General features: G+C 62.3%; 19 protein-coding genes. 7 read left to right on the top strand and 12 right to left on the bottom strand.

Annotated elements, in window-relative coordinates; translation table 11 throughout:
• Window positions 1–32 precede the first annotated feature (32 nt).
• From D6858_RS08940 to D6858_RS08925, 4 genes are read left to right on the top strand one after another with little or no spacing between them, the layout of a single operon-like run.
• Entirely contained in the window at window positions 33–632 is a 600-nt protein-coding gene (locus tag D6858_RS08940) for an FMN-binding negative transcriptional regulator (RefSeq protein WP_120109154.1), read from the top strand.
• The gene (locus D6858_RS08935; protein ID WP_120109152.1) at window positions 629–1,279 is read left to right on the top strand and encodes an HAD-IA family hydrolase; all 651 of its coding nucleotides are present in this window, start codon (window positions 629–631) and stop codon (window positions 1,277–1,279) included. Before D6858_RS08940 ends, D6858_RS08935 begins: the two co-directional genes overlap by 4 nt.
• Complete coding sequence (locus tag D6858_RS08930; protein ID WP_120109150.1) at window positions 1,276–1,506, top strand: hypothetical protein; 231 nt, start codon at window positions 1,276–1,278, stop codon at window positions 1,504–1,506. The genes D6858_RS08935 and D6858_RS08930 overlap by 4 nt, the downstream gene beginning before the upstream one ends.
• Window positions 1,503–2,219, top strand: a complete 717-nt coding sequence (locus D6858_RS08925) for an ATP12 family chaperone protein (protein ID WP_120109148.1) — start codon at window positions 1,503–1,505, stop codon at window positions 2,217–2,219. The genes D6858_RS08930 and D6858_RS08925 overlap by 4 nt, the downstream gene beginning before the upstream one ends.
• 936 nt (window positions 2,220–3,155) lie before the next feature.
• Here the strand turns inward: D6858_RS08925 and D6858_RS08920 are convergent.
• The 4 genes from D6858_RS08920 to D6858_RS08905 are packed head-to-tail and all read right to left on the bottom strand — an operon-like array spanning window position 3,156 to window position 6,738.
• Window positions 3,156–3,743 (bottom strand): ABC-type transport auxiliary lipoprotein family protein, encoded by a 588-nt coding sequence (locus D6858_RS08920; protein ID WP_120109146.1) that lies wholly within the window; start codon window positions 3,741–3,743, stop codon window positions 3,156–3,158.
• A gap of 25 nt (window positions 3,744–3,768) precedes the next feature.
• Entirely contained in the window at window positions 3,769–4,719 is a 951-nt protein-coding gene (locus D6858_RS08915) for an MlaD family protein (protein ID WP_120109144.1), read from the bottom strand.
• A gap of 10 nt (window positions 4,720–4,729) precedes the next feature.
• Complete coding sequence (locus D6858_RS08910) at window positions 4,730–5,629, bottom strand: ABC transporter ATP-binding protein (RefSeq protein WP_120109142.1); 900 nt, start codon at window positions 5,627–5,629, stop codon at window positions 4,730–4,732.
• Window positions 5,629–6,738, bottom strand: a complete 1,110-nt coding sequence (locus D6858_RS08905; protein WP_120109140.1) for an MlaE family ABC transporter permease — start codon at window positions 6,736–6,738, stop codon at window positions 5,629–5,631. Before D6858_RS08905 ends, D6858_RS08910 begins: the two co-directional genes overlap by 1 nt.
• 104 nt (window positions 6,739–6,842) lie before the next feature.
• On the opposite strand from D6858_RS08905, the gene D6858_RS08900 reads away from it, so the two are divergent.
• Both D6858_RS08900 and D6858_RS08895 read left to right on the top strand, forming a co-directional pair.
• Entirely contained in the window at window positions 6,843–9,572 is a 2,730-nt protein-coding gene (locus tag D6858_RS08900) for a valine--tRNA ligase (RefSeq protein ID WP_120109649.1), read from the top strand.
• Window positions 9,573–10,707: 1,135 nt separating this feature from the next.
• Window positions 10,708–11,442, top strand: a complete 735-nt coding sequence (locus D6858_RS08895) for a 7-carboxy-7-deazaguanine synthase QueE (protein ID WP_120109138.1) — start codon at window positions 10,708–10,710, stop codon at window positions 11,440–11,442.
• A 38-nt stretch (window positions 11,443–11,480) separates the two neighbouring features.
• Here the strand turns inward: D6858_RS08895 and D6858_RS08890 are convergent, their stop codons facing one another.
• From D6858_RS08890 to D6858_RS08870, 5 genes are all read right to left on the bottom strand, one after another.
• Window positions 11,481–13,157, bottom strand: coding sequence for an ATP-binding protein (locus tag D6858_RS08890; RefSeq protein WP_120109136.1), 1,677 nt, complete (start codon window positions 13,155–13,157; stop codon window positions 11,481–11,483).
• Between the two features lie 96 nt (window positions 13,158–13,253).
• Window positions 13,254–13,973, bottom strand: coding sequence for a TIGR02186 family protein (locus D6858_RS08885; protein ID WP_102153564.1), 720 nt, complete (start codon window positions 13,971–13,973; stop codon window positions 13,254–13,256).
• 32 nt (window positions 13,974–14,005) lie between these two features.
• Window positions 14,006–14,923: a sulfite exporter TauE/SafE family protein gene (locus tag D6858_RS08880; RefSeq protein ID WP_120109134.1), complete on the bottom strand. Its 918-nt coding sequence runs from the start codon at window positions 14,921–14,923 to the stop codon at window positions 14,006–14,008.
• Between the two features lie 46 nt (window positions 14,924–14,969).
• Complete coding sequence (locus D6858_RS08875) at window positions 14,970–15,629, bottom strand: hypothetical protein (RefSeq protein ID WP_133305266.1); 660 nt, start codon at window positions 15,627–15,629, stop codon at window positions 14,970–14,972.
• A 446-nt stretch (window positions 15,630–16,075) separates the two neighbouring features.
• Window positions 16,076–17,476 (bottom strand): glycosyl transferase family protein, encoded by a 1,401-nt coding sequence (locus D6858_RS08870; protein ID WP_120109129.1) that lies wholly within the window; start codon window positions 17,474–17,476, stop codon window positions 16,076–16,078.
• Between the two features lie 95 nt (window positions 17,477–17,571).
• On the opposite strand from D6858_RS08870, the gene nhaA reads away from it, so the two are divergent.
• The gene (gene nhaA, locus D6858_RS08865) at window positions 17,572–18,804 is read left to right on the top strand and encodes a Na+/H+ antiporter NhaA (RefSeq protein WP_120109127.1); all 1,233 of its coding nucleotides are present in this window, start codon (window positions 17,572–17,574) and stop codon (window positions 18,802–18,804) included.
• Window positions 18,805–19,095: 291 nt separating this feature from the next.
• Here the strand turns inward: nhaA and nhaD are convergent, their stop codons facing one another.
• The 3 genes from nhaD to D6858_RS08850 form a co-directional block, all read right to left on the bottom strand.
• On the bottom strand, window positions 19,096–20,406 hold the full coding sequence (nhaD, locus tag D6858_RS08860) for a sodium:proton antiporter NhaD (RefSeq protein ID WP_120109126.1): 1,311 nt from the start codon (window positions 20,404–20,406) through the stop codon (window positions 19,096–19,098).
• A gap of 88 nt (window positions 20,407–20,494) precedes the next feature.
• Window positions 20,495–20,935, bottom strand: a complete 441-nt coding sequence (locus D6858_RS08855) for a VOC family protein (protein WP_120109124.1) — start codon at window positions 20,933–20,935, stop codon at window positions 20,495–20,497.
• Window positions 20,936–21,064: 129 nt separating this feature from the next.
• On the bottom strand, window positions 21,065–22,039 hold the full coding sequence (locus tag D6858_RS08850) for a TorF family putative porin (protein ID WP_120109122.1): 975 nt from the start codon (window positions 22,037–22,039) through the stop codon (window positions 21,065–21,067).
• Window positions 22,040–22,081: the final 42 nt, after the last annotated feature.

Raw genomic sequence — 22,081 nt, 5'->3', positions numbered from 1 at the left:
TCGCCAGCCATCGCGCCGGAACTAACCGATAGATGCACCCCAACGCTCTGTTCCGCAGCGAAGATCGCGCTCTGTTCGAAACGCTGATCGATGAAATCGGCTTCGGCATGGTATTCATGACCACGCCCGATGGCCCGCGCGTGGCGCATACCCCGTTGCTTTCGACTGGGGATGGCGCGGTGCAATTCCACATCGCGCGCGGGAACGCACTGACCCGATATCTCGATGGCGGCACCGCGCTGGTGACGATCAACGGACCGGATGCCTATGTTTCCCCCCGCTGGTATGCCGCCCGGGGCACGGTGCCGACATGGGATTACGTTTCGCTCGAACTCGAAGGGCGTGTGCGGCGGATGGCGTCCGAAGGGCTGGAGGGATTGCTCCACGCGCTGATCCTGCGTCACGAAGGGCGCATGGGTGGCGAACAGTGGAGCGTCGAGGAAACCCCGCCCGACATGTGGCGTAAACTGCTGGGCGCCATCGTCGGCTTCGAACTGGAAGTGCTGGCGTGGCGACCCACGTTCAAGCTATCGCAGAACAAATCCGCTGCCGAGCGCGCCGCGATTGCCGACGGGCTGGAACAACACGGCAGCCCCGCGCTGGCACAACTGATACGGACCCTTGGCGAATGACCCGGCTGGCGGTGTTCGATTGCGATGGCACGCTGGTCGATGGGCAGGCGGCGGTGTGCGATGCGATGGATGCGGCCTTTGCCGCTGCGGGTCTGACACTGCCCGATCGCAACCGGGTGCGCCGCATCGTCGGGCTGAGCCTGCCGCAAGCGGTGCGCGTGCTCGCCCCGGATGCGGAGGCAGGCCGACAGGCAGCGGCGGTCGACGCATACAAGGCATCGTTCCGCGCCACCCGCGAACAGGGTCGTCTGGAAGAACCTCTGTTCGAAGGGATCGCCGCGCTGCTTCACGCGCTGCGCGACAATGGCTGGCAACTGGCAGTGGCCACGGGCAAATCCGACCGCGGGCTGGCGGCGTGTCTTGCCGCACACGGGATTGGCGACATGTTCGTGTCGCTGCAAACAGCGGATCGGCACCCCTCGAAACCGCACCCCGCGATGCTGGAGGCGGCACTGTTCGAAGCGGCGGCACAGCCGGGCGATGCGGTGATGATTGGCGACACCACCTTCGATATCGAAATGGCTCGCGCCGCCGGGGTCCGCCCCATCGGGGTGGCGTGGGGATACCATGCCCCTGCCGAACTGATCGCCGCCGGGGCCGAAGCGGTCGCCGCGACCTGCGCCGAACTGGAAGGATTGCTGCAATGATCGGCGGAAACGACGGTGGCAACGAAGACAAGGCGCGCAATCGCTACTTCATCATCAATGCCATGCGCCTGTCGGGCGTGGTGATCGTCATTCTGGGCCTGTTGATTCACGAGGGGTTGATCGACCTGCCGCAATGGATCAGCTGGCCCCTGCTGGCGATCGGGCTGATCGAAGTGTTCGTGACGCCGCAAATCCTTGCTCGCATGTGGAGGACACCGCCCGAATGAAGCGGTTCTGGAAAGACGTGTCGGTGATCGCTGCGGAGGGTGGCTGGCAAATCGCTCTCGACGGGCGCGCGATCAAAACGCAGGGCGGCAAGGCACAGATCCTGCCGACCCGCGCGCTGGCTGAGATGCTGGCCGGGGAATGGCGCGCGCAGGGCGATGAGGTCGATCCCGCAACCTTCCCACTGCGCGATATGGCGGACTATGCCATCGATCAGGTTGCCGCCGATCCGGCGGGCGCTGCTGCCAAGCTGCTGGCCTATGCCGAAACCGATACGCTGTGCTATCGCGCCGATCCCGACGAACCGCTCCATGCGCGGCAGCAGGACGTGTGGGAGCCGATTGTCACTGCATTCGAGGCCCGCGAAGGGGTGCGGCTGGCGCGGGTGAGCGGCATCGTCCACCATCTGCAACCCGATGCGACAATGAACGCCTTGCGCGCGCGACTAGCCCGGTTCGATCCGTTTATTCTCGCTCCGCTGGAAGTGATGACCGCGCTGTCCGCATCGCTATGCGTCGGATTGTCCGCTCTGGAGCGGGACGCAGATCATGCCGCGCTGTGGACCGCCTCCGAACTGGAAGAGCATTGGCAGGCCGAGCTATGGGGCCGCGACGAAGAGGCCAAGGCCCGCCACGATACCCGCACCAAAGCATTTATGCTGGCCGCCGATTTCGCGCGGGCGGCAACGGCAACGGACAACAACGGCGAGGCGTGAAGGCGAAGAGATGGTCGCGGTTCACCCAGCCGCCCATTCCCCACGCCACGCCACGCCGCGTCACGCCGTGCCGCACTGTCCCATGTCGCGCCGCCCCTCCGTTCGTCATTGCGAGGAGCCGTAGGCGACGTGGCAATCCATGGACCGAACTCCACCCCCACCGCGACCGATGCGATTGGCGGAACCGTCAGGCCATGGATTGCTTCACTACGCTCGCAATGACGAGTGGAGAGGGAGTGGCACCCTGAGCGGGCGGAATCCTGAGGGGACTGCACCCCGAAGCACAAAACGCAACCCACCAGCCCGTCGCCCCAGCCCCAGCCCCCGAGCCGAAGCCCCGCCTTCCCTCAAACGCACCGCTGCAAGGGGGAAGCTGGACCGCGGATCAAGTCCGGGGCGACGTGGCGGCGGCAGATGGTTCTCCCCTCCTCCCCACTCGTCATTGCGAGGAGCCGAAGGCGACGTGGCAATCCATGGACCGAACTTCACCACCGCCCACGACCGCCGCGATTGGCGGAACCCTTAGGCCATGGATTGCCGCGCTACGCTCGCAACGACGAATGGCAGGGATAGGCGTCCCAAGGGCGCTGCATCGCGAGAGCGATACGTAGTAACCCGAGCCGAGGCCCCGCCTTCCCTCAAACGCACCGCTGCAAGGGGGAAGCTGGACCCCGGATCATGTCCGGGGTGACGTGGCGGCAGATGGTTCTCCACTCCCTACCCTCCTCCACACTCGTCATTGCGAGGAGCCGCAGGCGACGTGGCAATCCATGGACCGCCCTCGCCCCGCCCACGACCGCCGCGATTGGCGGAACCCTCAGGCCATGGATTGCCGCGCTACGCTCGCAACGACGAATGGGGAGGCAGGCGTGAAGGCGGTCGCCCTACTCGGGAAAAAGGTGACCGAACAGCGTTACATAAACTGCGGTTCGCCGCTTACCCCACCCACTCCGCGACATCGCCGGCCACTTTGTTGGCCGCTTCGTTCAGCGCGGCGCTTACCGGGCCTGCTTCGGGCGTCGCTACCGGAACTTGCGCTGAAAAGCGCCGTGTCTTCACTTTCTGGCCATTGACGTCGAGCACCGCATCATACGTGACCACCGCCTGCATCGAACGGGCGTCGTACCCGAATTCGGTCAGGGTGCCGCGTAACTGGCGCTTGGGCGTCAGTGCGGGATCATCGTTGTCGATCACCAGCTTGCCGGTCTTGGCGCGGATCGTTTCGCCCAGCAGATTGCGGAACAATTTGGCCGGGGCATCGACCCATTGGGCATCCTTGAGATAGGCGACACTGGTCGCATCGACCTGCACCGGCACCCGCGTGTTCGACAGTTTGGCCGCCGCCTCCGGCTCGGCCACAGCCAGCGCACCGGCGGCATCGCCGGAGATTGTCGTGCCAGCGGACACCGCCGCATCCGGGGTCAGGGTCAACAAGCTGTCGGGCACTTTGCCGCCGAGGCTGACGCAACCGGACAGCAAAACAGCGGGAACCAGCAGAGCGGCGGTGCGGATAGGACGGATCATCACGAATAGGTTCCTCGTCACGGGCTTATTTCGGATCGTAATCGGGCAGCTTCTTGCCCCCGATCAGACTTCCGGCACCCTGGTTCTTGAGCTGGTCTGTCATTTCGCGCAGCGCCTTGCTGGTACGCCGCAAGTCCTGCATCGTCGCATCGACCGCAGGCAGCGTGCTTTCGCTCAGTTCGCGCGCAGCAGGGCGGGCATCATTGAGCGTGGCGGTCAGCGCCTTGCCCGCCTGATCGGCGGATTTCAGCGTCTGGCGCATCTGTTCGGCCAGATTCTGGCCATCCTTGTTCACCAGATCGTTGGTCGAATTCATCACCTTCTCGAACGAATCGAGCGCTTCGCTGCCCTGCCGCAGAGTGACCTGCAATTCAGCCAGCGTCCGCTTCACTTCGGGGGTCGCGCTCGAAAGGTCGGCCGTCATCTTGTTGGTATTGGCCAGAATTCCCGCAATCGAATCCTGATTGCGGTCCGACAGCAGTTGCGTCAGCCGTTCGGTCAATGTGGCCAGTCGTTCCAGCAACAGTGGCGCATTGGCCAGCAGTTCGCTGAAACCGCCTGCCTTCGGCGGGATCACCGGCACGTCTTCCGGGCAAGCCGTGGTTTCGCAGGTGATCGGCGGCGCACCGTTGCGCGCACCGTCGAGCATGATCGTCGAAACGCCGGTGAAAGACCCCTGAATCGTCGCGGTCGTGCCAACCAGAATCGGCACATTTTCATCGATTTTGACCCGCACGCGGACGAATTGCGGATCTTTCTCCCACAACTGGATTTCGCTGACCTGCCCCGACGGGACACCGGCGAAGCTGACTTCCGACCCTTTTGCCAGACCGGAAACCGACTGGTTGAAAAATATGTCGTAATCTCGCTGGCTGCCTTTGTTCAGCCCGGCCAGCCAGACGAAAAACACCGCCAGCGCAGCGAGCAGCAGGAGCGTGACCGCCCCGACCCAGATGTGATTGGCCCGTGTTTCCATTGCGTTCTTCCTATGCCCCCTTGTCCGGGGCGCTGTCTATCGCTTTGCTATCGGCCTTTGCGCGATCATGGCTGTCTTTCGCCGCCCGGCCGCGCGGGCCGTTGAAGTATTCGTCGATCCACGGGTGATCGCTTTCCAGCAATTCGGGAATCGTGCCGATGGCGATCACTTTCTTATCCGCCAGCACCGCCACCCGGTCGCAGATTTCGTACAGTGTATCGAGATCGTGGGTAATCAGAAACACCGTCAGCCCCAGCGTATCGGCCAGTTCGCGTGTCAGCCGGTCGAACGCCGCCGCGCCGATCGGATCGAGCCCTGCCGTCGGTTCATCCAGAAAGAGCAGTTCCGGGTCGAGCGCCAGCGCACGGGCGAGCCCGGCGCGCTTCTTCATACCGCCCGACAGTTCGGATGGATACTTCGCCGCCGCTTCCGCGGACAGCCCCGTCAGCACGACCTTGAACCGGGCGATTTCGTCGAGCAGCTCGGACCCTATCTCTGGGTAGAACTGCTTAAGCGGCACCTGCACGTTCTCGCCCACTGTCAAAGTGGAAAACAGTGCCCCGCCCTGAAACAACACGCCCCACCGGTTACGCACGCCCAGCGTCTCGTCCGGATCGGCATCGGTGATCGAGCGTCCGAAGACCTCTATATGCCCTTCCTGCGGCACTTGCAGGCCGATAATCGAGCGCATCAGCACCGATTTGCCGGTGCCTGAACCGCCGACCACACCGAGAATTTCGCCGCGCCGCACCTTGAGCGACAAATCTTCGTGGACCACCTGATCGCCAAACCGGTTGGTCAGGCCTTCCACCACGATAGGGTATTCGCCGGTATAGCGCTGCTCGCGGCCCGCCTGCTGGCTATTGTCCGGCTGTTCATCCTGAGTGTCGATGGCGTCGGCCTCAGTCATCAGTCCCACCCTATCGAAGTGAAGAACACCGCGAAAAACGCATCGAGCACGATGACAGAGAAGATACCGAGCACCACCGCCTTCGTCGTCCGCAGGCCGACATCTTCGGAATTACCCTGCACCTGCATCCCCTGGTAACAGCCGGTCAGGCCGACGATCAGGCCGAATACCGGTGCCTTTATCAAGCCGACATAGAAATCGGTCAGCGGCACCACTTCTTTGATTCGCAAAAGAAATGTTCCAAACGGGATGCCCAGCGAAAAACCCGACACCGTGGCCCCGCCAATGATCGCCATGACCGAGGAATAGAAACCGAGCAGCACCATCATGAATGTCACCGCCAGCACGCGTGGCACGACCAGCGCCTCCATCGGGGAAATCCCGATTGTCCGCATCGCATCGATTTCTTCGGTCAGTTTCATCGTACCGAGTTGTGCAGCGAAGGCAGAGCCGGAGCGACCCGCAACCATAATCGCGGTCATCAACACACCCAGTTCGCGCATAGTGATCCGGCCCACCAGATTCACAGTCAGCATCTCCGCGCCAAACTGAGCGAGCTGAACGGCGCCCTGTTGCGCGATGACGATTCCGATCAGAAAACTCATCAGCCCGATGATGCCCAGCGCGGCCACGCCCACCAGCTCGAACTGGCGGACAAGCGCCGTCATGCGGAAGCGGCGCGGATGGCGTATCAGACTGAAAATGGAAGCGATGAACGCACCGAAGAAGCCCAGCGCATAGAGCACACCGCGACCCATCGCGAAAACCTGATCGCCCACACTGCCGAACACGCGCTGTGCGAATGGCAGACGTTGGGGCGACACATCGATATCGTCGTCGATATCCTCGACAGCGCCCAGCAACCGCTTGGCCCGATCGCTTGCCCCGGTAACCTCTGCCCCGGTCTCACGCGCCAGAGTGCACGCGATCCACGCCCCCACAGTATCGATTTCCGTAACTTCGGAAATATCGATTTCGGAAAACGGCCCGGTCAGTGCGCGCAGATCGCTATCGACCGCGCCGACAGTGGATACGAGGTAGGGCCCGCGCAGCACCAGCCGCTGCCCCCCGTCGGTATCCTCGATGGAAAATTCTGCCCCTTCGGTCATGCCCTGTTGCCTATGCGGGTAAATCGTCTCGACGACAAGCGCGGGATTTCGCTTGCACATGGGCGTTGCGCCTCGCGCGCTGCGCTGGCAAAGCGCCCGTCATCATGACCAGCGAGCTCGCCAAGACATTCGACCCGGCCCCGATTGAGGCACGGTGGTATCAGCACTGGGAAAGCACGGGCGCCTTCCGGCCCGAGCGGCCCGACGCGCAACCCTTCACAATCGTCAACCCACCGCCGAACGTCACGGGCTCGCTTCACATTGGCCATGCCCTCGACAACACTTTGCAGGACATTGTGATCCGGTACGAACGTCTGCGCGGCAAAGATGCACTGTGGGTGGTCGGCGTCGATCACGCGGGAATCGCCACGCAAATGGTCGTCGAACGCCAGCTGGAGGCGCGGCAGGACAAGCGCACCAATTACACCCGCGAACAGTTCGTGGAAAAAGTGTGGGAATGGAAAGAGGAAAGCGGCGGCCAGATCACCGGCCAGCTCCGCCGCCTCGGCTGTTCGATGGACTGGAGCCGCGAACAGTTCACGATGGACCCGCATTTCACCAAAGCGGTGATCAAGGTGTTCGTCGATCTCCATGCCAAGGGGCTGATTTACCGCGATAAGCGGCTGGTGAACTGGGATCCGAAGCTGAAGACCGCGATTTCCGACCTCGAAGTCGAAACGCGCGAAGTCAAAGGCAGCTTCTGGCATTTCCGATATCCGCTGGCCGATGGCGTCACCACTGCCGATGGCAAGGATTATCTCGAAGTCGCCACCACGCGCCCGGAAACCATGCTGGCCGATATGGCGGTGGCGGTGAACCCGGCGGATGAACGCTATGCCAGTGTCGTGGGCAAGGACATCGTCCTGCCGATCACCGGCCGCCGCATCCCGGTGGTGGCCGATGAACACGCCGATCCTGAACTGGGATCGGGCTGCGTCAAGATCACGCCGGGCCACGATTTCAACGATTTCGAAGTGGGTCGCCGCGCCGGGTTCGCTGCGGCGGACATGCTCAACATGCTCGATGCCGAAGCCAACGTGTGCCAGACGGCCGACGGGCTGGTGCCGCCTGAATTCATCGGCCTCCACCGTTTCCGCCGCGATGGCGAGGATGGCGCGCGCGAACTGGTGGTCGCGCGGATGAAGGAACTGGGCTGCCTGATCCCGCATGTCACCACCGACAAGGAAGGCAACGCGGTCGAACACGATGCCGAACCGCGCACGATCCAGACCCCGTTCGGGGATCGCGGTGGCGTGGTGATCGAACCCTGGCTGACCGATCAGTGGTATGTCGATGCCGAGAAACTGGCCGGTCCGCCGATGCAGGCGGTGCGCGACGGCAAGATCGAAATCGTCCCCAAGAGCTGGGAGAAGACGTTCTTCAACTGGATGGAAAACATCCAGCCTTGGTGTGTCAGCCGCCAGTTGTGGTGGGGACACCGGATTCCGGCCTGGTACGCTGAAGATGGCAGCATCTACGTTGCCGAGAGCGAGGAAGCCGCGCAGGCGCAGGCGGGCGCAGACGTCACGCTCAAGCGGGACGAAGACGTCCTCGACACATGGTTCTCCTCCGCGCTGTGGCCCTTCGCTACGTTAGGCTGGCCCGACCAGACAGAGCTGCTCAAGAAGCACTACCCCAATGATCTGCTGATTTCCGGGTTCGACATCCTGTTTTTCTGGGATGCGCGCATGGCGATGCAGGGCATTGAATTTATGGGAGAAGTTCCGTGGAAGCGGCTGTACCTCCACGGCCTTGTCCGCGCGGACGACGGCAGCAAGATGTCGAAATCGAAAGGCAACGTGGTCGATCCGCTGGGCCTGATCGACGAATACGGCGCCGATGCGTTGCGCTTCTTCATGGCGGCAATGGAAAGCCAGGGCCGCGACATCAAGATGGATAAGAGCCGGGTCGAAGGATACCGCAACTTCGCGACCAAGCTTTGGAACGCGACCCGTTATTGCCAGTCCAACGGCATCGGCGCGAGCGATACGCTGGCCGCGCCCGAAAGCCGTCTTGCCGTCAACACATGGATCATCGGTGAAGTCACCGAATGCCTTGAGAAGCTGGATGCGGCGATGGCCGATCTGCGGTTCGATGCCGCGGCAAACACCGTCTATCACTTCGTGTGGGACCGGTTCTGCGACTGGTATCTGGAACTGATCAAGCCCGTGCTGGGTGCGGAGGAGGATTCCCCCGCCGCCACCGAAACCCGCGCCGTGGCCGGGTGGGTGCTCGATCAGATTCTGGTGATGCTGCACCCGTTCATGCCCTTCATCACCGAAGAACTGTGGCACGCGCAGGGCGAGCGTCAGTACGATCTGATCGTCGCCAAATGGCCCGATCCGCGCGCCAGCGTCGATCCGGCGGCGAAGGCGGCAATCGACTGGGTGATCGACCTGACCACCGCCACCCGCGCGGCGAAGAACGAACTCGGCATCGCGCCGGGGGCCAAACTGGAAGCATGGGTCGCCAACCCGTCCGACGTTGCGACGCGCACGATCGAACGCAGCGCGGCAGCGATCGAACGCCTCGCCCGCCTGACCCCGCTGCACGTGGGCGAAGCGCCCGCCGGGGCGGCGATGCAAGTCACCGCGGGTGACGACGTGTTCGTGATCCCGCTGGAAGGCGTGGTCGATATCGCCGCGGAAAAGGCCCGGCTGGAAAAGGCGCTGGCGGCTTCGGAGAAAGAGGCCAAGTCGCTCGAAGGGCGGCTGTCCAACCCCAACTTCGTCGAACGCGCCAAACCCGAAGCGGTCGAGAAAGCCCGCGCCGATCACGCCGCTCATTCGGCAGAGGCGGAACGGCTGAAAGCGGCGCTGGCAAGGCTGGGGTAAGCGCCCGTCATACGCACCGCCGCAAGGGGGGAAGCTGGGCCCCGGATCAAGTCCGGGGTGACGTTGTGGCGGACGTTCCCTCCCCCTCGTCCTCCCTCACCCCCCCTCTCCTCGTCATTGCGAGGAGCCGAAGGCGACGTGGCAATCCATGGACCGCCCTTGCCCCGGCCACGACTGATATGACGGGCGGGAGCGTCGGGCGATAGTGTGTCACACGAAGGCACGAAGGCACAGAGTGGGTTTGGTTCGGGGATAGGGGGCCGCACTGCCGATGCTCCGCTAATACTATCGCGCCCTTCCCCTCGTCATTGCGAGGAGCCGAAGGCGACGTGGCAATCCATCGACCGCCCTCGCCCCCACCGCGACCGTTGTGATAGGTGCAACCGTCAGCCCATGGATTGCTTCGCTCCGCTCGCAATGACGAATGGCGGTGGAGTGGTGTGCTGAGCGGGTCACTCACTGAGCGGGTGTCGTCCTCAGGGCCTGCCCCCTCGAAGCACTACACAAAACCCACCGACCCGTCGCCCCGGCCCCCGAGCCGGGGCCCAGCTTTTCTTCAGACACAACGCCGCAAGGGGGAGCTGGACCCCGGATCAAGTCCGGGGTGACGTTGTGGCGGATGTTCCCTCCCCCTCGTCCTCCCTCACCCCCCTCTCCTCGTCATTGCGAGGAGCCGAAGGCGACGTGGCAATCCATGGACCGCCCTTGCCCCGGCCACGACTGATATGACGGGCGGGAGCGTCGGGCGATAGTGTGTCACACGAAGGCACGAAGGCACGGAGTGGGTTTGGTTCAGAGGTGAGGGCGAACTGCCGATGATTGGCCAATACTCTCGCCGCCCTCCCCTCGTCATTGCGAGGAGCCGCAGGCGACGTGGCAATCCACGGCCCACCCTCGCCCCGCCACGACTGATGTGACGAGCGCAACCGCCAACCCCCACCCCCACCCCCTCCCGCAAACCATTTTCCTAATCCGCCGCCATGTGCGATGGCGCGGCGATGACTGCTTCCGCCCGCCTCTGTCGCCACGATGGCACACACCTGTTTGCACCATACGGCCCGGGGCAGGTTTTTCTTCTTCAGGACAGTGTAACATGTGTAACACTTGTTCAGCCTCACCCTGCAAAGGCTGAACGATGAAGCTGGTGCTGGCGACCCAGGCACCGGGCGAAGCGGAGATCTTCGCTTCGCTGCAGGGCGAAGGGCAAAGCATGGGGCAGCCGAGCACTTTCGTGCGGCTGAGCCGGTGCAACCTCGCCTGCCAGTGGTGCGACACCGCCTATACCTGGCGGTTCGCAGGCGACAATCGCCCGCACCGCGATACTGTCGATTTCGACCGCAAAGCCAACCAGTTAACGCTGGAGGTGGCGGATGTGGCCGAGCGGATCGCCGCACTCGCCCCGCGCCGCCTCGTCATCACCGGAGGAGAACCGCTGTTGCAGGCAAGCGCGCTGGCCGAACTGGTCGGTCTGCTGCCCGATCACCGGGTCGAGATCGAAACCAACGGCACAGTCGCCCCGACCGCGCGGCTCGATATCCATGTCGATCAGTACAACGTCAGCCCCAAGCTGGCGCACAGCGGCAATCCCGCCGATCTGGCGCTGGTGCCCGAACGGCTGCACCACTGGGCAGGCGAACCGCGCGCGTTCTTCAAGTTCGTGATCGCCACGCCCCACGATGTCGATGAAGCGGTGGCGCTGGTCCGCACATACCATATCCCGCCCGCGCGCGTGTTCCTGATGCCCGAGGGGATCGACAGCGCCACTTTGCGGGAACGCGAACGCTGGCTCGCGGCTTTGTGTCTGCAGCACGGCTTCCGCATCAGCGACCGGCTACACATCCATCTGTACGGGGACACACGCGGAACATGAGCGACACCGCCCCCTGCCCCGGTAGGAAGCGGTAAGGCTCAGCCGCCCTGCGAACGCCAGCGCTGGACGATGCGGTGGACGCGGTCTTCCTCGCCGCCCGACTGGCGCCACAGATCGACGAAACTGGGGTCTTCCGACGCGGGGCGCTTGGCCTCTTCCAGATTGTCGAACGATACTCGCACCGGGATCGCCACACCTTCGCCGCACACAATGCATTCGCGGTTCCGCAGCGCCGGTATCGAATCGAGAAAACCGCGCGCCCCTTCGGGCATCGCCGCCTTCACGAACGACTGGTCGCGCTCGTTGTTCAAACGCATCGCGATGATCGTGCCGCATTGCGACAGCACCCCTTCGGCAAGGTCGCTCGGCCGCTGTGTGATAAGGCCCAGGCTGATGCCGTATTTGCGTCCTTCCTTGGCGATACGGCTGAGAATGCGGCCAACGCTGGAATCGTCGGCATGCTTCTCGCTCGGCACGTATCGGTGGGCCTCTTCGCAAACCAGCAGGATCGGGCGGGTCTTCTCGTCCCGGCCCCAGATGGCAAAATCGAACACCAGACGGCTCAATACCGCAACCACTGTGCTGGTGATGTCGGACGGAACGCCCGATACGTCGATGATCGAAATCGGCCTGCCGTCGCCCGGCATACGGAAGATGCGGCACAGAAAGTCGGCCATCGTATCGCCCACCAGCATGCCGGAAAACATGAACTGGTAACGCGGATCGGCCTTCAGTTCGTCGAGCTTGGTCTTCAGCCGCATATAGGGCGCTGTGTTGGTCGATTTGTCGAGCTTGCCCATCTCGTTCTGGATCTCGTTCGAGAGGTCCGAGAGGAGATAGGGGATCGGGCTGTCGACGGTGATCTTGCCCATGCTTTCCGCCAGCCGGTTCTTCGACCGGGCGCGGAGCAGGCATTTGGCGAGAATGTCGGCATCCATCTGCCGGTCGTTGCCCGTACGGGTCAGCAGAACTTCGCAGTGCTCTTCAAAATTCATCAGCCAGTACGGCATCTGCAGGTTGCTGACGTCGAGCACCATGCCGTTGTTCTTGAAAGCGGCGGCATATTCGCCGTGCGGGTCCACCATCACGATATGCCCTTCCGGCGCCGCTTCGCAAATGCGGTGCAGGATCAGCGCGGCGCTGGTCGATTTGCCGGTGCCGGTCGAACCGAGCAGTGCGAAATGCTTACCCAGCATCGCATCGACATACAGCCCTGCGCGGATATCGCGGGTGGGATAGACAGTGCCGATCGGGATCGAAGTGCGACCGTCCGACGCGTAAATCTGGCGCAGGTCGGCAGTCGTCGCCGGATAGACGTAGGCACCTGGTATAGGATAGCGAGTTACACCACGGCGGAATGCATTAATCCGCCCGGTCAACTTCTCTTCCAGCCCTTCGCCCAGAAAATCGACATCGGCTATGATCCCGCCGTTCTGCCGCCTGTCCTGCCTCTGATTGCGGACGCTGGCGAGCAGCCATGCGTTGCCCACGCGGATCTTGACCTGATTGCCGACTTGCCCGGCCAGCGCCACCGAAGGATCTTCATCCTTCATGCATTCGTTCAAACGCTGGAGGTCGAGCGCGATCTGCGACCCCGCCCCCGCAACGTCCAGCAAAACGCCGATCGGCTGCGAGGCATTGTTTTCGCCATCGCCCAGAAGATGATCGGTAGAGGCCGCCTGTTCGCGAAGCCCCGGTGCACTCATGTCGGTCATTCTCGAACCTGTCCCCAATTGGTTCCCCCGACGCGTATCTAGAGGAGACAGGGTTAAGATGCGGTCAACGGCAGCCAGCCCGCCGCTGAGGCGGCATCAGCCCATCGCGAACAACCGGCCCGCGATCCAGCCCATCGCGGTGGAAAGCGCCACAGCCAGCAGCCCGTACCAGAACGACCATATCTGGGCGAACACCTCGATAAACCGTTCGAAGCCCACTTTCCGTACATCGACCTTGGCAATAGCGGACGAGACGACACGACCATCGGAAATGGCAAAGGTTTCCGCGGTATATGTCCCGGTCTGCACGCTGGAAGGCAGCGCGATACGCGCCTGATACAGCACCCCCCCGCTCAGCTTCACACCGTGCATGTCTTCCTTGTACAACCCCTTGCGACGTTTCAGATCGACCAGACCGCTGGTGAAGCGGACCTGTTCTTCCGGGTTGATCGTGCCCGATGGGGATAACTGGATGTAATCGTTGCCGAGTTCGTAAATCGCCGCAGTGCGATCATCGACGATGTCCTTCACCGGACGCGAAGCAGCAACCGCAAAGAACGACGGGGCGGAGCGGAAATCGGTGCTGTCGGCGTTGACCCAGATGCCGCCGATCCGGCTCTTCTCGCGGATACGCACCGCTTCGGTCGGCCCCTTAAGCACGACGACGATATCGTATCCGCGTGCGGCGCGTGTTCCCGCCGGGTCGAGCACAGCGCCAAACAGCAGCAGGTTGGTGCCGGTGAACCCTTGCTGCACCTGAATTTCGTGCTGGCTCACTTCGGGCACAAGTATCGGTTCGCGCGCAGCGGTCAGCATCAGCAATGCCGCGAACAGGAAACCGATACGGATCACAGCGGGATCACCGTGAAAATCTCGTCTGGCCGCACGCTCAGGCCATAGAGCATCCGCAAGGCAATGAGCAGCACGATGGCGGCGAGGATGAAACGTAGCGATTCAGGCTTGGCCTTCTGCGCCAGCATCGAACCGAGCTGCGCGCCCGACACCGAACCGAGCAACAGCAGCGCCGCCAGCACGATATCGACCGCCTTCGTCGTCAACGCGTGCATCATGGTCGATACCATCGTCACGAACATGACGTTGAACAGGCTGGTGCCGACAACCACACCCGCGCTCATCCCCAGAATGTAGAGCATCGCCGGCACGAGGATGAAGCCGCCGCCCACCCCCATCAGCATCGTCAGAATGCCGACGAACATGCCGAGCAGCAGCGGCGCCAGCGGCGAGATATACAGGCCCGAGCGATAGAACCGCCAGCGCAGCGGCAGGCTGGCGACCAGCGGGTGGTGCCGCCGCTTGGCCGCACGTGGACGCCCTTCGCCAGAACGGCTGGCCTTGATCGCGCCCCACGATTCCTTGGCCATCAGCGTGCCGATCGTGCCCAGCAGAACGACATAGAGAATATTGATCGCGGTATCGATCTGGCCGACGGATTCGAGGAAGTTGAACAACAAGGCCCCAAGCCCTGTGCCGAGGATACCGCCGACCACGGTCACCCCACCCATCTGGTAATCGACACCGCCCCGGCGGCTGTGCGCGATAACCCCCGACACGCTGGCCCCGGTCACCTGCGTCGTAGCAGAAGCGGCCGCGACTGTCGGCGGAATACCGTAGAAGATCATCAGCGGCGTCGTCAGGAAGCCACCGCCCACCCCGAACAGGCCCGACAGGACACCCGTAAGCGCACCGAGCAGGACGATAACCAGCCCGTTGACCGACAGGTTCGCGATCGGGAGGTATACGTCCATAGCGAATCCCTAGTCGCATGGTGCGACGGTTGGAAGTGCCGTGTGATCAGAAACCCGCAGAAAGCGTTACGGCAACGCCATCTGGCGGGTCTGCGTCACCTGCCAGTTTAAGACGGTAGTCCAATGCCAGACGCAAGGGAACCGGCCCGGTATCCCAGTTCACGGCCACCGATGGCCCGATATCGAGCCTCCCCGCACCGCGCTGCACCCCGCCCCATACACCGCCACCAACGAACAGGCGCGCAGTGGATGTAGTGGCCACTTCGCGTTCGACCCGCAAATGGCCATCGATAAACGCCGTGGCGTACCCTCCCCCTACGTAACCCGACTGGAGATAGCCCGTTGCCGTTCCGCCGAGCGGGAGTTGTGTCGCGGGCAATTCCGCCACAGCAGCGAGAGCGGGGCGTGCCTCGGTTTGGCCGCCCTGATCGAATACGCGCATTTCGGCCTGCATCTGCAAGGGCACATCGGGCAGCGGCTTCCCCCCGATACCGATCGCCAGCTCGCTCTGGCGCGGCTGAGCGGGGGTGGCGGTCAGCCGGGTATAGAGAAATGCCCGATGGTCGTCGCGCGATAGCGCACGACGCAGCACGATCCCGGCCTGACTGCCTCCATACGTCGACGGACGGTTGCCGCTGGACGCGAACCGTCGCAACGACGCGGTCGGGCGATAGAAAACCCAGCTATCGATTCGCCAGAGCGGCACTTGCGCCGCCCGGTGCGCGGGCTGCGTGGCAGGAGAGGTCGGGGCAGCTGGTGAAACACGCTGCTGGCGATGTGGAGAACAGGCCGGACATGAAGCCGCTGCGGTGCCGACAGCGACGGGGGGCGTATCGGGCGCCATGCGCCCCCGCACCGCCACCGACCTTGCGGTTGCCCTCCATTTAGATCCGATGGCCACGCGCCTGTTCGGTGTCGCCATTCTCTCAGGGCTGCCTACAGGACTGCCAATCGGGGATACCATCATGAAGGGGGTGTCATCTGGCGCGCGCGGGATTGGCAGAGAGACAGATGGCGCCGATCCGACGGGCCGATGTGCCTCATCGGTCGGCCAGTTCCACACGGCAAGACGAATGGCGATCCACACCGCCAGCAACCCTGCGAAAGCGACGATCGGCCTGCCACGTCGCTGCGACGCGCACCGCAATCCCGTCATGCCGTGGCCCCGGCATCGGGCATATCCGGGTGAACCTGGTGGCTGGTCTTGTCCCAGCGCGGCGTATGTCCGCGTAACGTCCGCAGATAGTTCCACAGCGCGCGTCGCCCAGCCATAATGGCGATAATGTTCGCTACCGGGATACGCATCAATGCGCGCGCCCCTTCTGCCAGACCATATTCATGTGCAGTGAAGCCGAAGCGGAAAATGGCCCGCCAGATCACCCCGAACAGCATCAGCCAGAGAAACGCACGCATCGCTGGAGAAAGCAATGTGGCCTCCGGCGGCCAGTTCACACCTGCCAGCCCAAGAGTCAGAACCACTCCGTTCCATACAATTGTCAGATAGGCCAGTACCAGTGCCAGCGCCGCCAGCGGCCCGCGCCGGTCGCGCATCCGCATCCATGTGTCCAGCATGGTCCGGCCCCAGCCAAGCCGATCCCACGACTGGAAGGATATCCCCTCAATCCAGCGGGCCTTCTGGCGCACCGCCATGTCCAGCCGGCTGGGAAAGGCAGCGCGCGTCGCCACCAGTCGGCCATCCGGCGCGCGGCAACGGATAAACCGGCTGCGCCCGCCCATCGCGGCAATTTCGAGGCCAAGTGCGTAGTCTTCGGTAAGGCTGTCATCATCGAACGGACCATCCATTCCGCGCCGGGCGGAAAGCCTGCCGAGCATTGGCCGGGCTATGGCACAGCCGACCCCCGCCGTTGGAATGCCTGCGCCGATCGCATCGCGCACCAGCATTGTCTTGGTATGCGCTTCGGCAAATTCCTCGCAGTAATGCGAACCGATCCAGCGGGAATCGGGCAGCGCAGCGGGGATCACCGGTAATTGCACAAGAGCACAGGTATCGATCGCCCGGTCGAACACATCCATCGCCGCCCGATCCACCATGTCTTCGGCATCATGGATCACGACCATGCGAAATGGTACGCCCGATCGCTTCTCGTCATCGCACAGCGCACGATAGAGGCGGTTGAGACAATCGGCCTTTGTCGTAGGCCCGGCATGATCGGTTATCACCAGTCGGATACGCGGATCACATGCCGCAATCTGCATGACTGCATCGATGGTGGCCGGATCGTTCGGGTAGCATCCGACATAGATAGTCAGTGCACCATCGCCCCATTGTCGCGTCATATGGCGCAAGGTTGGCCCGATTACACGGCTTTCGCGCCAGGCAGCCACGAATACTGCGGCGTTGCCCGACACACTCTCACCCAACCGATCGGTTATCCTTATTGTGCGGGATTGCCAGCGCATCTTCACCGCAAGGCGAATCCAAATTAAATCTATTATAAGTTCATCAATAAAACCTATAATAAATATTATAATTGATAATGTGGATAATTCATTTATAAAAACGCATGTCGTCAAAATTAATGAATTTAACATTTCTTATTTATCATTTTGGCGAATCATTACTTACCCACCTAAAGGAGCAAGCTTCCGCTTGCAACGAATGATCCAGTTGTTCAAAGACAGCATTCATGTCCAAACATCGCAGCCCGCTCGCCGCCGTTGTCGCCCCGGTAAAGGCCGTCACCATTGCCCCGGTGAAGGCGTTATTCGTTTCCGATGCTCGCGAAGGGATCTTGCTGATTTTGGTGGCAATTGCCGCGATGATCATCGCCAATTCGCCGCTGTCCGATGCCTATCACTCGCTGTTCCATGCAACGCTGCCATTCACACCGGTGCCCAAGCTGGATAATTTGCACCTGTGGATCAACGATGGTCTGATGGCAGTGTTTTTCTTCGTGGTCGGGCTGGAGGTGAAGCGCGAACTGGTCGAAGGCGATTTGTCGAATCCGATGGCCCGCCGCCTGCCCGTGCTGGCTGCTGCGGCCGGCATGGCGATCCCCGCCGTGATTTTCATACTCGTTGCCGGTGACGATCCCGTTCTCTCGCGGGGCTGGGCAATCCCGGCGGCGACGGATATCGCCTTCGCGATGGGCATCGTCGGCCTGCTGGGCAACAGAGTGCCGCAATCGCTGCGCCTGTTCCTGCTCACTGTCGCGATTGTCGACGATATCGGCGCAGTGGCGATCATCGCGTTGTTCTATACCGCTCAGGTCAAGGCGATGTGGCTGATCGCCTCGGTCGCTGTCGTCGCGATTCTGGCAGTGATGAACATGCGCCGGGTCGATAACCTGATGGTATATGCGCTGGCAGCGATCGTGCTGTGGGTCTGTGTGCTCAATTCCGGCGTCCACGCCACCATCGCCGGGGTTGTTGCTGCGCTGATGATTCCGATGCGTAACCGCAAGGGCAACCCCCTGTTGGTCAAGGCCGAACATGGGCTGGCCCCCTGGAACGCCTATCTCGTGGTTCCCCTGTTCGGTTTCGCAAACGCCGGGGTCGATCTGCGCGGAATTGGGCTGGACGGCTTCTTCGCGCCGCTGCCGCTGGCCATTGCCGGCGGGCTGGTTCTGGGCAAGCAGGCCGGTATCCTTAGCGCGATACTCGGCGCCAAGTGGCTCGGCATTGCCAAGCCACCGGCCGGCGGAACATGGATGCACATCTGGGGTGTGGCCGCATTATGCGGGATCGGGTTCACGATGAGCCTGTTTATCGGCACGATGGCATTCGCCAACAACAACGAATTGTTCGAGCAGGCGAAACTGGGCGTGCTGACGGGCACACTGATATCGGTCGCAATTGGCTACACCCTCCTGCGTCTGGCGCCGCAGGCCGATGCCAGTGAGGGCGCGAGCAAAGACTGACCGCCGCTTCAACGGGTTCTCCCTCCGCCCTGAGGCTCGCCACTGACTGCCCCTTAACGCCTTGCTGTCCTACACGGCGGGCAACTGGCATGACGGGGCATGGTCAGCGCGCATGGTATCAGGGCAATTGCCGCCAACTCCGGTCGGCTTACGCCCTCATGCAAAGGCCTGACTTTTTCGGCTCAGGACAGTGTAACATGTGGTCCATGTCTCACTCCGCAGCGAGTGGCGACAGGCTATGTAGCCACCCGCTATTCAGCCAGAAACGGCACCGGCGATGCCATCGCCGGTTCAGCCTCCGGCCACTCTCACCAGCGCCTCGGTTTCCAGCAGATAGATACTCGCTCCGGCAAGATAGCCAAGAATTGCCAGGGGGCTGAACTTGCGGAGATACCACAGGAAATCGATCTTCTCGATGCCCATCGCTGCTACGCCCGCAGCAGAACCGATAATCAGGATCGATCCGCCCGTTCCCGCGCAATAGGCCATGAATTCCCACAGGAAGCTGTCCTGCGGGTAAAGGTCCATCGGGTACATACCCATCGCTGCAGCCACCATCGGCACGTTATCGACGATGGCACTGACTGCGCCGAACACCATCACGATCACATCCAGCCTGCCGATTTCGGTATCGAGCCATTGCGCCACACTGGCCAGCACCCCGGCATGTTCCAGTGTCGCCACCGCCAGCAGGATACCGACGAAGAAGGTAATGGCACTCATATCGATCCGCGCCAGCGCGTTGACGATTGTCACCTGCTGCCGTTCTTCCCACGGCTTGTCGCGGTGCATCAGATCGCCCACCGCCCACACCAGCCCCAATCCGAACAGGATGCCGAGGAACGGCGGCAGATGGGTAATCCCCTTGAACACCGGCACCGCCAGCAATGTGCCCAGCCCCAGCGCGAACATCACATTGCGTTCGAGAGCAGGGGTTTCGTAAATCGGTTCATCACCGGCACCCACTGTCACTGGATCGGGCGCGACGACCTTGCGTCCGCGCAGCCAGTAACTGACGATCATCAGCGGGACGAGCATGTTGACAAGGCTCGGCAGGATCAGCTTGCTGGTGATCGCAGCCGTGGTCACTTCGCCGTTGATCCACAGCATCGTGGTGGTCACGTCGCCAATGGGGGACCACGCACCGCCTGCATTGGCGGCGATCACCACCATGCCGGTCACCAACAGGCGATCCTCCCGCTCTTTCAGCAACTTGCGAACCAGCGAGACGATCACGATCGTCGTCGTAAGGTTATCGAGCGCGGCCGAAAGGAAGAACGTGACGAACGAGATGAACCACACCAATGTGGCCATTGTCTGCGCTCGCATACGGGATGTGATGACAGCAAAGCCATCATGGGCATCGACCACCTCGACCACCGTCATCGCACCCAGCAGAAAGAACGCGATTTGCGCGGTGTTGACCAGCGATTCGGACAGGTTCTCGTCAACGATATCCGGGCTTGCCGAAGCAAGGGCGTACACGGTCCACAACAGACCTGCCCCGATCAGAGCGGCAGCGGATTTGTTGACGCCGGTGGGTTCTTCCAGCGCGATGAATATGTAAGCGACGATGAAGATGAGAACGAGCGTGGTTACCATACCCGCGCCCTTCGCAAATTCATCGCGCTAAAGCCAGCGCAAGCGGCCCGTTTGCGACCAAAGTCGCCCGCGAGCCGCCTCACCCGGATTACCAGGTACCGGTGTTTTCCATGCTTGCCCAAGGCTCTTGCGGCGGGAGATGGCCATCCTGCAGCAGTTCGACCGAAATTCCGTCGGGCGATTTCACGAATGCCATATGCCCGTCGCGCGGCGGACGGTGAACCGTATGCCCGGCATCCATGATCCGTTGGCACGTCGCATAGATATCATCGACGCGGTAAGCGAGATGGCCGAAATTGCGACCGTTATCATACGTTTCAGGGGCGGAACCGTCTTCGGGTGGCCAGTTGTAGGTCAGCTCAACCTCGGCAACGCCCTCCTCCCCCGGCGCGGCAAGGAAGATCAGCGTAAAGCGCCCTGCTTCGACGTCGAAGCGGCGGACTTCTTCCAGGCCGATCAGGTTAAAAAACGCAATCGTCGCGTCGGGGTCGGTTACGCGAATCATGGCATGCAGGAACTTGGTCGTCATCGGGGAATCTCCAATTCAGTGCCCCCATCGCAGCCCATCCACCCTCTGCACAAGTCCCATACGGAAGATGGACAAAAAACGGGGGACGCAATGGCCCCCCGTTCCCCCCTTAAACGCTGTCGGTCGGGATCAGAAGCTGACGCCCAGCGTGCCGACAATTGTGCCATCGGTGGAACCATCGTCCACACCCAGCGCCTTGGCCTGCGGCGCTTCGACGCCGATGTACGACACACCGATTTCCAGCTTGTCGAGCACAGTCATGCTCGCCCCGATGGACCAGTCCCACGCCGTTTTGTCGGTGCTGAGCCCGGCGGTGTAATCCGGTGCGAGCGCCCCGCTGGTGTATCCGAGGTGAGCCGAAAGCGAGACAGGCGTATTGGGAATGCCGACGCCCAGTTCGCCATGCAGATAGAGGTTGTCGTTTCCGCCCAGCGAGTCCTGCTTCCAGGCATAGTTGATGCCCAGACTTGCCTCGACCGGCCCCAGAGTGGTGCTGACGGTGGCATAGGGCTCCCAGTAATCGACCGGGTCGAAGGCACCGTCGTTGGTCGGATAGACGAAATAGACCATGCCGATGTCGAACGTGACGCCATCGGATACATCGCCGCTCCACCCGGCGATCAGATCGAGCTCCATATCGCCATATGACGAACCACCCGCAATCGAAGATGCCCAGGTGCCGACATACACGCCGCTGTCGTGGGTGACTGTGATGCCGCCCTGAATCGCCGGATCGCCCGCCGAAAGCGACACGCCGCGGAAGCGGTAATCGGTCACCAGCGTTACGCTGCCCGATACAGTGAGGCCGGTTTCGCCTGCCTTGTTGCTGTCTTCGACCGGCTGGCTGGTGCGGATAACCGCACCCGATGTTTCGAGAGATGTCGCGGCATCGGCAGAAGACAGCGCATCGCTGTCGAGAGAAATGGCGCCGATAGCGCCGGTCGCAGCCGGAGTGGCGTTCAGCGACACGGTATCGAGCGACGACACATCGACCGATGTATCGACAATCGCTCCACCGTTGTCGGACGCCAAAGCAGGCGCTGCGAGGAGGGCGGACGAACTGAGAATCGTTGCAGCGGCAAGGCTGCGAATGGACGTGAGCATGGCAAACTCCTTTAAGTTTGTGCCTTCGTCCCTACCTGCGTA

Origin of the sequence: Tsuneonella suprasediminis (assembly GCF_003605755.1) — a bacterium.
GTDB lineage: Bacteria > Pseudomonadota > Alphaproteobacteria > Sphingomonadales > Sphingomonadaceae > Tsuneonella > Tsuneonella suprasediminis.
Note: the sequence above shows the minus strand (reverse complement) of the source record. Positions and strands in the feature narration are given on the sequence as shown.